Genomic DNA, 15,346 nt, shown 5'->3' on the forward strand with positions numbered 1-15,346 from the left:
GTTAACAGCTTTCGTCGCCCGATGGAGCGTTTTTCCGCTTGTGAAGTCCGAGTGAAGATCATGTGATAACACTTCAGTCGGGCCGGTGGACGACCGGCCCGGGTACGACTTCGCGGACGACATCCTGGGGGGATCTCTCCATGCGTACTGTGCGTATACGCGCCGCCCTGCCCGCCCTCGCGGGCGCGGCCCTGCTCACCGGAACCCTGCTCAGCACCCCGGCCCAGGCGGCCGGTGGCGTGCACATCCACCACGTCTGGTTCGACAGCCCGGGCCCGGACGACCGCTCCAACAAGAGCCTCAACGCCGAGTGGGTCCAGATCAAGAACGGCGGCAGCTCGGCCGTCTCGCTCAAGGGCTGGGTCCTGAAGGACGCCTCGAACCACAAGTACGTCTTCCCGGACGTCAAGATCGGCGCCGGGAAGTACATGAAGATCCGTACCGGCAGCGGCTCGGACACCGCGTCGACCAAGTACCAGGGCCGCCGTGCCTACGTCTGGAACAACGACAAGGACACGGCCACGCTGACCAAGGCGAGCGGCACCAAGGTCGACTCCTGCTCCTGGACGACGCGGGATCCGAGCGACAAGTACTGCTAGCCCCCGAACGGGCGGCGGGCGTTCTCACGCTCGCTCGGGCCCGGGGTCGCGTCGGCGATCCACGGGCCCTCGCCCGAGGGGTCGACGATGCCTTCCTCCAGCCACTCGTAGGCCCCGCCGAGCACTCCCTTGACCACCTTGCGGTCGAGGTCGTCGGTGTTGGCCCACAGGCGGTTGAAGAGTTCCTCGACCCGGAGCCGGGACTGGCGGCAGAAGGCGTCGGCGAGCTGGTAGGCCTCGCGGCCGTGCTCGCCCTCGCCGCGCAGCCGCTCGGCGCGCACACAGGCCGCGCTCATCGCGAACAGCTCGGCGCCGATGTCCACGATCCGGCCGAGGAAGCCCTGCTTGGTCTCCATCCGGCCCTGCCAGCGGGACATGGCGTAGAAGGTGGAGCGGGCCAGCTTGCGGGCGTGCCGCTCGACGTAGCGCAGATGGCCGGAGAGGTCGGTCTCCCGCTTGAACGCGTGGTACGAGGAGGGCAGTTGGCCGGGTCCGGCGACCAGCTTCGGCAGCCACTTGGCGTAGAAGACGCCCGCGTTCGCGCCCGCCCTCGCCTTGTCCGACAGGGACTTGTCGGGGTCGATGAGGTCGCCGGCGACCGAGAGGTGGGCGTCGACGGCCTCGCGGGCGATCAGCAGGTGCATGATCTCCGTCGAGCCCTCGAAGATGCGGTTGATGCGCAGGTCGCGCAGGATCTGCTCGGCCGGGACGGACCGCTCGCCGCGCGCCTTCAGGGACTCGGCCGTCTCGTAGCCGCGACCGCCGCGGATCTGGACCAGTTCGTCGGCCATCAGCCAGGCCATCTCGGAGCCGTAGAGCTTGGCGAGGGCGGCCTCGATGCGGATGTCGTTGCGGTCCTCGTCGGCCATCTGCGAGGACAGGTCGAGGACGGCCTCCAGGGCGAAGGTCGTGGCCGCGATGAAGCTGATCTTGGAGCCGACGGCCTCGTGCAGCGCGACCGGCTTGCCCCACTGCTCCCGCTCGGCGGCCCACTCACGGGCGATCTTCAGGCACCACTTGCCGGCGCCGGCGCACATCGCGGGCAGCGACAGCCGGCCGGTGTTGAGGGTGGTGAGCGCGATCTTCAGCCCCGCGCCCTCGGGGCCGATGCGGTTGGCGGCCGGGACCCGGACCTGGTGGAAGCGGGTGACGCCGTTCTCGATGCCGCGCAGGCCCATGAAGGCGTTGCGGTTCTCCACGGTGATGCCCTCGGCGGTCGCCTCCACCACGAAGGCGGTGATGCCGCCCTTGTGCCCGTCGGACTTCGGCACGCGCGCCATGACGACGAGCAGGTCGGCGACCACCCCGTTGGTGGTCCACAGCTTCACCCCGTCGAGGACGTAGTCGTCGCCGTCGGGTACGGCCGTGGTGGCGAGGCGGGCCGGGTCGGAGCCGACGTCCGGCTCGGTGAGCAGGAAGGCGGAGATGTCGGTGCGGGCGCAGCGGGGCAGGAAGGCGTCCTTCTGCTCCTGGGTGCCGAAGAGCTTCAGCGGCTGGGGTACGCCGATCGACTGGTGGGCGGAGAGCAGGGCCCCGACCGCGGGGCTGGCGGAGCCGACCAGGGCGAGGGCCTTGTTGTAGTACAGCTGGGTGAGGCCGAGACCGCCGTACTTGGGGTCGATCTTCATGCCGAGCGCGCCGAGTTCCTTCAGGCCGGCGACGACCTCGTCGGGGATGCGGGCCTCGCGCTCGATCCGGGCCGAGTCGATCGTCGTCTCGCAGAAGACGCGCAGCTTGGCGAGGAACTCCTCGCCGCGGCGCACGCTCTCGGCCTCCGGGAGCGGATGGGGATGGATGAGGTCGAGCCGGAAGCGCCCGAGGAACAGTTCCTTGGCGAAACTGGGCTTGCGCCAGTCCTGCTCGCGGGCGGCCTCCGCCACCTGCCGGGCCTCGCGCTCGGTGACGTTGGTGCGTTGGGTGGTGGGGGCGGACATGAGGCTCACCTCGCCGCAATAGGGATGTTGAGGACCGATCCTTACCGACCAGTGCTACTGGATCGTTCGTACCCGAATCCGGCCGCCCCCACCAGTCCTCGCGCGCCGTTCGGTGGACGGCACCGGACGGGTTCAGCCGATGTCGACCGAGTACGACTTCGTGTCCAGCCGCCCGGAGCCCTTGAAGATGTCGCCCTGATGACCTCGTCGGTGGGCCGACAGGAGCGTCTTCGCCTTCTTCGACAGGCGCGGTCTGCGGTGTTGCGTCGGGGGGTCCTTCCGGGGGACGGTTCGCCTGCCGCCTCCCTGTGGTCGCCGGCCCGCCGAATGGCTGCCGAACCCCCGGCTCCGGAATTGCTGTCGAAGCGCTTCGACAGCCTATGGACACCCACCCCCACTGAAGCTACTGTCAATACACCCTCACTCACCCTTGTCAGCCCCTGCGCAGTGTCGAAGCGCTTCACAATCTTGGAGAGCTGGATGGTCACCCTCGCCGAGGTCGCCCAGCACGCCGGAGTCTCGGCGAGCACGGTGAGCTATGTCCTCAGCGGCAAGCGGTCCATCTCCGCCACCACCCGGCAGCGGGTCGAGCAGAGCATCCGGGACCTCGGCTACCACCCGAACGCGGGCGCGCGCGCCCTGGCGAGCAACCGGTCGAACATCATCGCGCTGATGATCCCGCTGCGCACCGACATGTACGTGCCGGTGATGATGGAGATCGCCATCGCGGTGGCCACCACGGCACGCATGCACGGGTACGACGTCCTGCTGCTCACCGGCGAGGAGGGCCCCGACGCGGTACGCCGGGTCACCGGCAGCGGCCTTGCCGACGCGATGATCCTGATGGACGTCGAGCTGGAGGACGAGCGGCTGCCGCTGCTGCGCGGGACCGACCAGCCCTCGGTGCTGATCGGCCTGCCCGCCGACACCACCGGTCTGACCTGCGTGGATCTGGACTGGAGTGCGACGGGTGCGCTGTGCGTGGAGCATCTGGCGGGGCTCGGACACCGGGACATCGCTGTCATCGGCGAGGCCCCGGCCGTCTACGAGCGGCACACCGGCTTCGCCGAGCGCACCCTCGACGGGCTCCGCTCCCGCGCCCGCGAGACGGGCGTGCGGGTGCTGCACCGCCCGTGCGAGGGCGGCTACGACGCGATGGCGGTGACCCTGGCCCGGATCCTCGACGAGCGCCCGGGCACCACCGGGTTCGTCGTGCAGAACGAGTCCGCGGTGGAGCCGCTGCTCGCGCTGCTGCGCCAGCAGGGCCGGGCCGTGCCCGAGGACGTGTCGGTGGTCGCGATCTGCCCGGACCAGGTCGCGGTGCAGGCCTCGGTGCGGCTGACCTCGGTCGCCATCCCCGCGCAGGAGATGGGCCGGCACGCCGTGCAGCACCTGGTGGCCAAGCTGGACGGGCGGGGCAGCGACGAGGTCGTGCTGATCGCGCCCGAGCTGACGGTACGGGCGAGTTCGGGACCGGCGCCCGCCGCGTCCTGACGTACCCCCTTCTCACTGCCTCGCGGCTGCGGGGCACACCTCTGCCTGCTGTCCCTGTCTGCACTCCTTACTTCAGGAGCATGCCCGTGAATCAGCCTGCCGGAATTCAGCCCGAGGTCAGCCTCGCCCAGTCCTCCCCCACCGTCGGCACCTTCCGTGAGCGGGACGGCGCGCTGGAGTGGAGCGGCCGCCAGGAGACCGTGCGGATCGAGTCGTGGGGTCCGGACGCGGTCCGGGTGCGCGCCCGCCTCGGCGGACCGGTGCTGGAGGATCTGCCGGGCGCACTCCTGGACGCGCCGCCGGCCACCGCGAGCACCGTCAAGATCGCCGAAGAGCACGGCCAGTTGACGGTCGGGGCGCTGACCGTCGAGGTGACCGCCGAGGGGCTGGTCCGCTTCCTGCGCACCGACGACCGCTCGGAACTGCTCGCCGAGGAGCGCGCCCACTTCTGGTGGCCCGGCTCCCGCCTGTACACGGCGGTCGGCAACGGCCACCACCGCCTGGAACAGCGCTTTTCCGCCTACGAGGGCGAGAAGCTGTACGGCCTCGGCCAGCACCAGCACGGCCGCCTCGACCAGAAGGGCCTCGTGCTGGACCTGGTGCAGCGCAACACGGAGGTGAGCGTCCCGGTGCTGGTCTCCAGCCGGGGCTACACCCTGCTGTGGAACAACCCGGCGATCGGCCGGGTGGAGCTGGCGGCCAACGGCACCCGCTGGGTGGCCGACTCGGCGCGGCAGCTCGACTACTGGATCACCGCGGGCACCCCGGCCGACGGCCAGCGCGCCTACAGCGCGGTGACCGGGCGTTCGCCTATGCTCCCCGAGTGGGCGGCGGGCTTCTGGCAGTGCAAGCTGCGCTACCGCACCCAGGACGAACTCCTCGCCGTGGCACGGGAGTACAAGCGCCGGGGCCTGCCGATCTCCGCGATCGTCTGCGACTTCTTCCACTGGACCCACCTGGGCGAGTGGAGGTTCGACCCGAAGGAGTGGCCCGACCCGGCCGCGATGGTCCGCGAGCTGGACGAGCTGGGCATCAAGCTGGTGGTCAGCGTCTGGCCCTCGGTCTCGCCGCTGTCCGAGAACCACCCGCTGATGGAACAGCGCGGCTACTTCATCGGCACCCAGTACGCCCCGATGGCGCACGCCGACTGGCCGGACAAGGGCGTCGACTCCACCGTCCAAGTGGCCTTCTACGACGCCACGAACCCCGAGGCACGGGAGTTCGTGTGGTCCCGCGTCCGCGACAACTACCTCGCCCCGTACGGCATCACGTCCTTCTGGCTGGACGCCTGCGAGCCGGAGCTGAAGCCGGGCTTCCCGGAGAACCTGCGCTACTGGGCGGGCCCGGGCCTGGAGGTCGGCAACCTCTACCCGCGCGAGAACGCCCGCACCTTCTACGAGGGCCTGCTGGCGGCGGGCGAGTCGGAGGTGGTCTCCCTCAACCGCTCGGCGTGGGCGGGCAGTCAGCGCTACGGCGCCGCCCTGTGGTCCGGTGACATCGGCACCGACTTCGCGACCCTGCGCCGCCAGATCGCGGCCGGCCTCAACACCGCGCTCTCCGGCATCCCCTGGTGGAACACCGACATCGGCGGCTTCCACGGCGGCGACCCGGACGACCCGGCGTACCGCGAGGTCATGGTCCGCTGGTTCCAGTTCGGCGCACTGTCCCCGCTGATGCGCCTGCACGGCTTCCGTGACCCTGGCATGCCGCTGGGCCCGGACATGACCGGCGGCCCGAACGAGGTGTGGTCGTACGGCGAGGAGGCCGGCGCGATCCTGGAGAAGTACCTGCGGCTGCGCGAGCGCCTGAAGCCGTATGTGCTCCAGGTGATGCGGGAGGCGCACGAGGAAGGACAGCCCGTGCTGCGGCCGTTGTTCCTGGAGTTCCCCGACGACCAGGCGGCCTGGTCCGTCGACGACGCCTACCTCTTCGGCCGCGACCTGCTGGTCGCCCCGGTGCTGACGGCGGGGGCCACGGCCCGGACGACGTACCTTCCGGCGGGCGCGCGCTGGACGGACGCCTGGACGGGTGAGACGTACGAGGGCGGTACGGCGGTGACGGTGGACGCCCCGCTGGACCGCATCCCGCTGTTCCTGCGGGACGGCGCGGAGCTGCCGATCGCCGGCTGAGCACGGAAGAGGGGCCGGTCCCGGGCGGGACCGGCCCCTTTCGCTTCCGCGCTGCTCAGCTGCTGCTGACGCCGTAGCTGTTGGTGACGAAGTCCATCCCGCCGGACGACGAGGTGATCTCGTAGCCGAACTGGAGGTCACCGATGGTCACGTCGCCGAACCACCCCTTGGTGTCCTTGATCCACTTCAGGATCGGCAGGATGTTCACCGTGCCGGAGCCGGAGTTGGAGCTGCGGACGAAGGAGAAGACGTCGTTGGAGCCGTTGTTGCCCTTGTAGACGGTCCAGGTGGAGCCGCCGAGGGTGAGGGAGCCCTGTGAGGTGCCGAGCGGGCCGACGGCTCCGGTCTTGTTGACCCAGAGCATGACCTCGTACTTGTAGCCGGTGTCCCAGATGTCGTACGACGTGTTGTACGCGCCGGACGACGGCACGGTGACGTTGTAGCTGCTGGTGAGCGAGGAGAGGGAGGTGATCGACTTGTTGATCACCTTCTTGGCGTTGGGGTAGGACTTGATGCCGCCGGTGTTCGGGTGGTCGGCCCAGACGCCCCAGTTGGTGCCGGAGTTGGCCCAGACGCACTGGCTGCCGGCGCCGGAGCCCCAGATGTTGTTGTAGAGGGTGTAGCCGTTCAGCGTGGTGTTGCCCCACTGGTCGCAGGAGTTCCAGACGGCGGCGGAGGCGGGTGCCGAGGCGAGGCCGACGGTGGCGCCGAGGGCCAGGGCGGGGGCGATCAGGGCCTTGGCGACCCTGCTCAGCGTGCTTGTTGCCATGGGTGTCCCTTCCATGGGTGGGGGGAGTTCTCCGGGTTACCGCGCCCCCAGGGTGAGGACGCGGTCTTCTCCGGCGACGAGGTCGAGCGGCTCCGCGCCGGAGGAGGTCCGCAGTTCGATGCGGTGGGTGCGGCCGGGCTTGATGACGGCTCGGGCACTGTCGGGGGACCAGCTGAGGTCGATCTCCGCGCCGAACCGGGTGCGTACGCCCCTCAGTTCGCCCCGCGGACAGGCGCCCGGGACGGCCGGCAGCAGGACGAGCCGGTCCGGGGTGGACTGCACGAGCATCTCGATCAGCACGGCGGGGAGGGTGTGCGCGGCGTCGGCGTTGTAGACGTCCCGGTTCGGGTAGTGGGCGCTCATCAGGGAGGCGTGGAAGAAGTCGCCCCGCAGGACCTGGCGCAGGGCGTGCGCGACCCGGTCGGGCTCCCTGAGCCGGGCCGCGATCAGGGCGTGGTGGAGATGGCCGTGGGCCGAGTGGTTCTCCGCGCCGCGCAGTGCGAGGGCGCGATGGGCGGCGGCGGCCAGGTCCGGGGTGTCGTAGGGGCTGATCTCGTCAAGAGGCCAGACGCCGTAGAGATGGCTCAGGTGCCGGTGGTCGTAGGTGTCGTCCAGGCCGGGCCAGGCCCACTCGGCGAGGGCGCCGTCGGCATTGATCCGGTGCGGGGGCAGACGGTCGGCCAACTCGCGCCATTTCCCTGCCTGTTCGGGGTGATAGCGGGCAGCGGTCAGCAGGGCGTGCCGGGCGGCGGAGAGGTCCATGGCCGCGTTGAGCGTGCCCCAGCTCGCGTTCGCGGGACGGTTCTCGGGTGAGTAGGACGGGACGACGACGAGGTGGCCGTCGGCGTCGGTGCGGGTGAGGAAGTCCTCGTAGAAGGCGGCGATCTCGGCGAGCACGGCGGCCGTGCGCGGATCCTGTGCGCCCCGGGTCTCGTCGTGGTCGACCAGCGGTTTGAGCAGCCAGTCGGCGCCGGCCGTCCACAGCTGGTGGGGGTACTCGCGGTCGAAGTGGTACGTGTACCCGGACTCGCCGTCGGTGTGCGTGGGGGCGACCACGCCACGGGCACCGAAGACGGCGCGCGCGTTCTCCCGCCAGTCCGCGAGCCGGCGGTGGATCAAGTTGGCGTGCGCGTCCGTCACTTCGGGCAGGGCGGCGGCAGCAGCCGAGGCGGTCTGCAGGTTGAGGTTGGCGTTCGTGGTGAACGCCCCGGACCAGGCCGTGTTCCAGTCGCCGGTCCACAGGCCGGTCAGGCGGGGCGGGAGCAGGCCGCTGCTGGAGAGCAGGTGGTAGCGGCCGGCGGCGAAGAGCCGTTCCAGCAGGGCGGTGGTGTGCGGGCGCTTGAGCAGCTCCGAGCCGGGCAGGGCGCGGTCGGCCGGGTCGGCGCCGAGGTCGAGGGTGACCCGCCGGTAGGCGGTGCGGTGGCGGTCCAGGTGGCGGCCGAGGAGATCCTCGTACGACCCCTCGCCGCTCCCGAGGAGATCGCGCAGCTCCCGGCCCTCGGCCACCACGTCCAGGTCGCCGGTGTGCCGGCGCACCCGGGTCAGCAGCAGCACCGAGCGGGCGCCGGTGACGCGGACGCCCGGCGGGACCAGTTCGGTGGTGCCGCCGAAGGCCGCGACCAGGGTCACGCCGGTGTAGGCGCGGTCGCTGTCGGGGTAGCGGGCGCGCAGGCTCAGCAAGGCGCCCTCGGGGGTGAGGAGCGCGCCGTGGCCGACGCCCAGGCCGGCCGGGGCGCCCGGGAGCCGGTGGTCCAGCGAGACGACCAGGTCGGCCGCCGTGACCTCCTGCACGATCACGTCGTCCGCGCGGGAGACGAACAGGCGGCTGTTCCAGTCGGCACAGGCGGCCGTGGCCTCGCCGGTGGTGAAGTCGACGGCCCGGCGGTAGCCGCCGCGCACGCTGTCGGCCGGCCTGCTCAGCCGTATCTGGAAGGCCGGGTGGAACGGCTGCACCCACTGGAGCGGACGCCCGTCGGTGAAACTCTCGGCAGCCAGGCGGTCTCCAGCGAGCAACCGGTCCTGGAGCGCGGGGAGTTCAGCGGCGAGGCGGGGCGGCCGGGCGTGTTCGCTGCCGTTGGGGCGGACCAGGGTGTGCTGGGTGACGATGACCCGGTCATCGTTCGGATCACCGAACACAAGGGCGCCGTGGTGGCCGTTGCCGCTCAGGAAGGCGTCCTCCCAGCGTGCGGCCGGGGCCGGCTCCCAGCTGCCGTGGACGGGTGCGTGGCTCATGACCGCAGCACCGCCACGCCGTAGCGGCCGAGGGTGACCTCGCCGGTGACGGTCGTATCGCCGAGCAGCTCGTGGTGGGTGCCCGGGACCTCGACGGCGACCGGCTCACGCCCGTGGTTGAGCAGGAACAGCAGCTCGCCCCGGCGCACCGCCTCGACGGCCGCCGGGAGCCCGTCGAGCACCGGGCGCACGCCCGCCTCGGCGGCGATCCGGGCGAGCAGTGCGCGCAGCGCGTCCGGTTCGGGGAGCGTGGAGACGTACCAGGCGCGGCCCCTGCGCAGCACGGCGGGCAGTCCGTCCAGCTCGCCGCCCTTGTACGGCACCGTCTCGGCGGCGCCGGGCTCCGGCTCGATCTCCTCCGACCACAGGGTGCCGCGGAAGCCGTCGCACTCCACGGTCTCCCCCGGCTCCAGCGGCCACCACTCGTGCAACGTGCGGATGCCGAACAGCTCGCGCAGCCGGGCGTCCATCCCGCCGGGCCTGACCCGGTCGTCCTCGTCGGCGATGCCGGTGAGGAAGCCGGAGACCAGGGTGCCGCCGTCGCGGACGTATTGGAGGAGGTTGGCGATGGCGGTGTCGGTGAGGAGGTAGAGCTGGGGGATCACGACGACCCGGTAGGGGGACAGGTCGTGCTCCGGATGGGCGAAGTCGGTGCCGAGGTGGGACTCCCACAGGGCCCGGTGCCAGGCGTGCAGCACGTCCGGCAGGTCGACCTCGGTGGACAGCCGGCCCTCGTGGGCACCGGCCCACCAGGAGTGCCAGTCGTGCAGGATCGCGATCTCGGCGCCGCTGTGCTGCCCCGCCACCTGGGGTCCGATCCGGGCGAGTTCGTTGCCGAGCTGCCTGACCTCCTGATACGTCCGACCCTGCTCTCCTGCGTGGCTGACCATGCCGGAGTGGAACTTCTCGGCGCCCTGCCGGGACTGGCGCCACTGGAAGTAGCAGACGGCGTCGGCGCCCCGGGCGACGGCCTGGAAGGACCAGAGCCGGTTGAGACCGCGCGGCTTGGGGTGGTTCACACCACGCCAGTTGACGGGTCCGGCCGCCTGCTCCATGAGCATCCAGGGGCCGCGCGCCTGCGAGCGGGTGAGGTCCTGCACCAGGGCCCCGCGCTGGGCGCCCAGCGGGTCACGCGGATCGGGATAGAGGTCGACGGAAACGACGTCCTCCTCCTCCGCCCAGCGCCAGGCGTCCTGCCCGAACCACAGCGGCATGAAGTTGCTGGTCACCGGGAGGTGCGGGGTGTGCCTTCGGACGATGTCCCGCTCGGCGGTGCAGCACTCCAGCAGCATGTCGGACGTGAAGCGGCGGAAGTCCAGCACCTGGGCCGGGTTGTGCAGGTAGTGCACGCGTCGCGGCGGCAGGATGCCGTCCCAGGTGTCGTAGCCCTGGCTCCAGAAGGCCGTGCCCCAGGCGGAGTTGAGGGCGTCGAGGGTGCCGTACCGCTCCCGCAACCAGCGGCGGAAGGCGGCGGCCGCCTCGTCGCCGTGGTCGAAGGTGCAGTACTCGTTGTTGATGTGCCACATCGTGAGGGCCGGATGGGCGGCGTAGCGGGCGGCCAGGTCCTCGGTGATGGCGGCGGCGTAACGGCGGTAGGTGGCGCTGGAGTGCGAGAAGTGCTGGCGCCCGCCCCACCACTCGATCCGCCCGTCGGCGTCCCGGGGCAGGGTGTCCGGGTGCAGCCGGCCCAGCCAGGGCGGCGGGGAGGAGGTCGGGGTGGCGAGGACGACGCCGATGCCGTTCTCGTGCATCAGATCCATCAGCCGGTCCAGCCAGCCGAACTCCCTCCGTCCCGGCTCGGGTTCGAGCTTCGCCCAGGAGAAGACGCCGAGGGTCACGGAGTTGACGCCGGCGTCCCGCATCAGCCGGACGTCCTCGTGCCAGGTCTCCTCGGGCCACTGCTCCGGGTTGTAGTCGCCGCCGAAGAGGATGCGCCCGCGGGTGGCGTCGGCGAGGGTCGGCTTCATGCGGGCTCCCCGTACTGGATGCCCCGTCCGTCGGTGGCGAGGTAGACACGGCCGTAGACGCGCGGATCACCGGTGATGGCGTCGCCGATGTACCCCCACTGGTGGGCGTCGTCGTTGATGCGCACCCAGCTCTTCGCCTCGTCGTCGGAACGGTGGACGGCGGTCATGGGGTCCGTGGTGCCGGCCTGGTAGATCGCAAGGTTCGGATCCGCTGCCGGTTTACTGCGGTTTGACTTGGCATCGACCTCATCGCCGTCGACCCTGCCTACACCAGCCGCTGGGGCGCCCAGCACTGGCGGGGGCGTGAGGAAACCCGCCTGCACAACTACCCGCAGCTCTGTATGCACGCCCCTCACCCCTTGATCGCCCCCGTCAGCATTCCCTTCTTGAAATGCCGCTGGACGAACGGCGACAGCACGGCAACCGGCAGCAGCGCCAGGACCATGACCGCCATCTGCACAGCCAACCCCGACAACTGCCCAGTCCGGATCGCCTGCCCCAACCCCACCGGCGCCTGCTGCTTCTGCACCAGCTGGATCATCACGTTCTGCAGCGGCATCATGTCCTGGTTGTTCAAATACAGGGACGCGTTGAACCAGGCGCTCCAATACCCCACGGCGTAGAACAGGGTGATAACCGCCAGCACCGCCCGCGACAACGGCATCACGATCTGCCGCAGAATCCGGAAGTCCCCGGCTCCGTCGATCCGTGCACTGTCGATGAGTTCCTGCGATATCCCCATGAAGAAGCCGCGTAGCACAAGGATGTTGAACACGCTGATCGCACTCGGCAGGATCAGCGCGAGGTAACTGTCCATCAGTCCGAGGGACTGCACCAGCAGATACGTCGGGATGAGACCGGCGCTGAAGAACATGGTCGCCAGCAGGACCATCAGGATCCACCGGTGCCCCAGCGAGCCGGTCCGGGAGAGGCCGTACGCACACAACACGGACACGGTCATCGAGAACAACGTGCCGACCAGGGTAATGAGCACGCTGATGACCGCGGCCCGGGTGACCTGCCCCCCGCTGAGCAGTTCCTTGTACGCGATGAAGGTGATGCCCTTGGGCACCATCACCAGCCCGCCGGCCTCGTCGATGGTCTTCCGGGAGGACAGGCTGGTGACCACGACGATCCACAGCGGGAACAGGATCCCCAGGCAGGCGAGGGTGAGGACGAGCCCCTTGCTCGCCAGACCGACCTTGCCGGGCTCCTCCTCCCACACCGGCCGGGGCGGGGCGGCCCACCGGCCCCGCTCGGCCGCGACCTCGCGCACGGGCTTGTCGATGACGGCGGTCATTTCTTGTACACCCCCTGCTCGCCCATGAGATGGGCCACTTTGTTCGCGGCGAGGACCAGTCCGAGGCTGACTACGCCCTTGATGAGACCTGCGGCGGCCGCGTAGCCGAAGTCCTGGTTGCGCACGCCGTTCCACCACACGAAGGTGTCGAGGACCTCCGCCGCTCCCGGTCCGACGGCGTCGCGTTGGAGGAGGATCTGCTCGAAGCCGACCGTCAAGGCGTCACCCACGCGCAGCACCAGCAGCAGGGCGATCACCGGCCGCAGTGCCGGCAGGGTGACGTGCCACATCCGCCGCCAGCGCCCGGCGCCGTCCATCGCGGCGGCCTCGTACAGGTCCGGCGGGACGGAGGCGAGCGCGGCGAGGAAGACGATGATCCCCCACCCGGCGTCCTTCCACACGCTCTGCGCGGTGACGAGGAACTTGAAGGTCGACGGGTCGGTCATGATGTCCAGGCCGTCGAAGCCGTGTTGCCTGAGCAGCTGCGACAACAGCCCGGCGCCCCCGAAGAGTTGCTGGAAGACAGCGATGACCAGCACCCAGGAGAAGAAGTGCGGCAGGTAGAGGATCGCCTGGGAGAGCGCCCGGACCCGGGGCCGGACCACGCTGTTGATGAGCAGCGCGAGCAGGATCGGGATCGGGAAGTAGAGCACGAGCTGGATGAAGAACAGCACCAGGGTGTTCTGCACGGCGTTCCAGAAGGCCGAGTCCGCGAAGATCTGCTGGAAGTTGTCCAGACCCACCCAGGGGCTGTGCAGGATCGCGACGACGCCGTTGTCGCTGATGTAGGGGTCGTAGTCCTGGAAGGCGACGACATTGCCCAGGATGGGCAGGTAGTTGAAGACCAGGACCAGCACGACGGCCGGCAGCGTCATCAGGAGCAGGCCGCGGTCGCGGCGGAACCTGAGCCGGAAGCTCAGCTTGCCGGGCTCCTTCTTCTTCCTGGATCCGGTGGCGCCGCCGGACGCCACCGGGGTCTTCACCGGCGTACTGGCCTCGGCACTGCTTCGAGGCACCGTGCTGTGGGACACCGCGGACCTCCTTGCCTCGGTGCCGGATCAGCTCGCCGCCGAGCCGTTGTCGTCGAGGAGCCTCTTGTACCAGTCGCGCAGCTTGTCGCCGCCCTTGCTCTTCCAGTCGGAGATGAACTGCTGCATGTCACTGATCTTCTTGTGGCCGCGGACGATGTCGTCCTCCAGCTGCTCCATGTCATTGGTGAGGTTGGTGTAGCGGTTGGGCTCGACGACCTGCAGGCCCCAGAAGGACGACTTCTTGGTGAAGGAACCCATTCGCTGCTGCCACTCGACCATGCCCTTGGTGTAGTCCGGGAAGTCGGGGTGGGCGATGGTCGCGGCGGGGCTCGCGACCATGACGTAGGCGTTGGCGACCTCGTTGTTGCCCTTGTCGTTCTTGACGGGGACACCGTTCTTGAGCGTGTAGTGGGTGCCCTCGACGCCGTAGTTGGTCATCATCCATTCCTTGGTGCCGTACGGCGCCGCGGTGACGTTGGCGACGGCCAGCACGTCGCGGATGACGGACTCGGAGGCCTTCTTGTTGACGAAGGCGAAGATGGTGGCCGGGTTCGCGGCCCACAGGACGGGGTTGCTGCCGTCGTGGCCCCAGAGATCCATGCCCCAGACCTTGAAGTCCGGGTTCTGGGCGGCCTGGATGGCCTGCTGTCCATACCAGTTGGAGATGTCGTTGTTCCAGATCAGGAACTCGCCGGCGGCGAACTTGGAGCTGGGGTCGGTGGCCTGGCTCTTGCCCAGCTCGAAGTCGGGGTGGACGTACCCAGCGGCGAACAGCTTGCGCGTCCACTCCAGCGCTTCGAGGTACTCCGGGGTCTCCATGCGGTGGGTCATCTTGCCGTCGAGCACGGTCCAGCTGAGCGACTTCTCCCCGCCGCTGATCACACCGAAGGTGTTGAACGCGGTCCACTTCATGTCACCGCAGGCCCACCGCTTGCCCCTGGCGTTGGTGATTTCCTTGCACAGGGCCGTGAACTCGTCGGCGGACTTCGGGACTTCGTAGCCCTGCTTGTCGAAGATGTCCTGGCGGTAGAGGGGCACGATGTTCTGGACGTACGAAGCGGGCATCGGCAGGCCCATCAGCTTGCCGCCGAAGATGGACCGCTGCCAGGCGTCGCTGGGGATCGCCCCGAGGTTCGGGTACTCCTTGACCTTGTCGCCGGACAGGTAGGGACCGAGGTCGGCGAACTTGCCGATGATGGCGCTGGGTATCTTGGCGGTCATGTTCCAGCCCGGGATGACCACCACGTCCGGGATGTCGCTGGAGGCGAGGACCGCGCCGAGCTTCTGGTCGTAGGTGTTGCCGTCCTGGTTCTGCCACTGGACGTCGACGCCGATCAGGTCGTTCATCGACGTGTAGTAGGCGTTGTTCTGCTTCGGCGGCGAGCCCCAGAACGGCGACATGATGGTGACCTTGCCGCCCTTGCCGAGCTTCTTCGGGACGGAGGTCTTGAGGTCGGCGATCGCGAGCCCGCGGGTGAAGCCCATCGCCGAACCGTTCCTGGCGGGGATGTCGGGCGTCACCACGTTGCTCGCGACGTAGGCCGGCAGCAGCTTCTTCGCGCCCTTGCCCGAGGTGGTGCCTCCGCGCGAGCCGCTGTCCGAACCGCCGCAGGCGGCGAGTAGCGGCACGCCACCCGCCACCGCTGCAGTGGCGACCGCCGTGGAGGCGAGGAAGCTTCTCCGGCTGGGGGAGCTTCTCCGGCTGGGCGCGGAGGATGCGGAGGCGGCGTTCGGCGTCATTGCGTCAACCCTTCATGGCGCACCAGGACACCCGGCGGTGGGCCGTCGGCTGCGGTGTCTCGAGTGGATCTGGCTGAGCTGAAGCGCTCGCAGTGCGGGGGCGGCTAGTCGAAGCGCTTCGATGTTGCTGCGAGGTTAAGTGAACACCTGG

At 69.7% G+C, this 15,346-nt stretch carries 10 protein-coding genes and 1 pseudogene; 3 read left to right on the plus strand and 8 right to left on the minus strand.

The window, feature by feature from the left end; translation table 11 throughout:
* Positions 1-140 precede the first annotated feature (140 nt).
* Entirely contained in the window at positions 141-599 is a 459-nt protein-coding gene (locus CRP49_RS03620) for a lamin tail domain-containing protein (protein ID WP_097252120.1), read from the plus strand.
* Here CRP49_RS03620 and CRP49_RS03625 read toward each other — a convergent pair.
* The gene (locus CRP49_RS03625) at positions 596-2,533 is read right to left on the minus strand and encodes an acyl-CoA dehydrogenase family protein (protein ID WP_097257177.1); all 1,938 of its coding nucleotides are present in this window, start codon (positions 2,531-2,533) and stop codon (positions 596-598) included. The two genes, CRP49_RS03620 and CRP49_RS03625, sit on opposite strands and share 4 nt — an antisense overlap.
* 480 nt (positions 2,534-3,013) lie before the next feature.
* Between CRP49_RS03625 and CRP49_RS03630 the strand changes: the two genes are divergently transcribed.
* Both CRP49_RS03630 and CRP49_RS03635 read left to right on the plus strand, forming a co-directional pair.
* A complete protein-coding gene (locus CRP49_RS03630; RefSeq protein WP_097252121.1) occupies positions 3,014-4,027 on the plus strand; it encodes a LacI family DNA-binding transcriptional regulator in 1,014 nt (337 codons plus the stop codon).
* 86 nt (positions 4,028-4,113) lie between these two features.
* On the plus strand, positions 4,114-6,156 hold the full coding sequence (locus tag CRP49_RS03635) for a TIM-barrel domain-containing protein (RefSeq protein WP_097252122.1): 2,043 nt from the start codon (positions 4,114-4,116) through the stop codon (positions 6,154-6,156).
* Positions 6,157-6,211: 55 nt separating this feature from the next.
* On the opposite strand, the gene CRP49_RS03640 is transcribed toward CRP49_RS03635, so the two are convergent.
* From CRP49_RS03640 to CRP49_RS03670, 7 genes and pseudogenes are all read right to left on the minus strand, one after another.
* Complete coding sequence (locus tag CRP49_RS03640; protein WP_097252123.1) at positions 6,212-6,925, minus strand: hypothetical protein; 714 nt, start codon at positions 6,923-6,925, stop codon at positions 6,212-6,214.
* Positions 6,926-6,961: 36 nt separating this feature from the next.
* Positions 6,962-9,157, minus strand: coding sequence for a glycoside hydrolase N-terminal domain-containing protein (locus CRP49_RS03645; RefSeq protein ID WP_097252124.1), 2,196 nt, complete (start codon positions 9,155-9,157; stop codon positions 6,962-6,964).
* Positions 9,154-11,124, minus strand: a complete 1,971-nt coding sequence (locus tag CRP49_RS03650) for a beta-galactosidase (protein WP_097252125.1) — start codon at positions 11,122-11,124, stop codon at positions 9,154-9,156. The genes CRP49_RS03645 and CRP49_RS03650 overlap by 4 nt, the downstream gene beginning before the upstream one ends.
* Positions 11,121-11,321 (minus strand): annotated as a pseudogene (locus CRP49_RS03655) (hypothetical protein); the annotation flags it as partial. The gene CRP49_RS03650 and the pseudogene CRP49_RS03655, both read right to left, overlap by 4 nt.
* A gap of 155 nt (positions 11,322-11,476) precedes the next feature.
* Entirely contained in the window at positions 11,477-12,424 is a 948-nt protein-coding gene (locus CRP49_RS03660) for a carbohydrate ABC transporter permease (protein WP_097252126.1), read from the minus strand.
* Positions 12,421-13,455: a sugar ABC transporter permease gene (locus tag CRP49_RS03665; protein ID WP_097252127.1), complete on the minus strand. Its 1,035-nt coding sequence runs from the start codon at positions 13,453-13,455 to the stop codon at positions 12,421-12,423. The genes CRP49_RS03660 and CRP49_RS03665 overlap by 4 nt, the downstream gene beginning before the upstream one ends.
* Positions 13,456-13,482: 27 nt before the next feature.
* Positions 13,483-15,195, minus strand: coding sequence for an extracellular solute-binding protein (locus CRP49_RS03670; protein WP_097252128.1), 1,713 nt, complete (start codon positions 15,193-15,195; stop codon positions 13,483-13,485).
* Positions 15,196-15,346 lie beyond the last annotated feature (151 nt).

The sequence above is a fragment of the Streptomyces sp. Ag109_G2-15 genome, from assembly GCF_900215565.1.
GTDB lineage: Bacteria > Actinomycetota > Actinomycetes > Streptomycetales > Streptomycetaceae > Streptomyces > Streptomyces diastatochromogenes.

Bases quoted from the DNA above. Each gene is read 5' to 3' on its own strand.
- CRP49_RS03640 (WP_097252123.1), bottom strand. From the start codon at position 6,925: ATGGCAACAAGCACGCTGAGCAGGGTCGCCAAGGCCCTGATCGCCCCC.
- CRP49_RS03670 (WP_097252128.1), bottom strand. From the start codon at position 15,195: ATGACGCCGAACGCCGCCTCCGCATCCTCCGCGCCCAGCCGGAGAAGC.
- CRP49_RS03650 (WP_097252125.1), bottom strand. From the start codon at position 11,124: ATGAAGCCGACCCTCGCCGACGCCACCCGCGGGCGCATCCTCTTCGGC.
- CRP49_RS03660 (WP_097252126.1), bottom strand. From the start codon at position 12,424: ATGACCGCCGTCATCGACAAGCCCGTGCGCGAGGTCGCGGCCGAGCGG.
- CRP49_RS03620 (WP_097252120.1), top strand. From the start codon at position 141: ATGCGTACTGTGCGTATACGCGCCGCCCTGCCCGCCCTCGCGGGCGCG.
- CRP49_RS03625 (WP_097257177.1), bottom strand. From the start codon at position 2,533: ATGTCCGCCCCCACCACCCAACGCACCAACGTCACCGAGCGCGAGGCC.
- CRP49_RS03645 (WP_097252124.1), bottom strand. From the start codon at position 9,157: ATGAGCCACGCACCCGTCCACGGCAGCTGGGAGCCGGCCCCGGCCGCA.
- CRP49_RS03630 (WP_097252121.1), top strand. From the start codon at position 3,014: ATGGTCACCCTCGCCGAGGTCGCCCAGCACGCCGGAGTCTCGGCGAGC.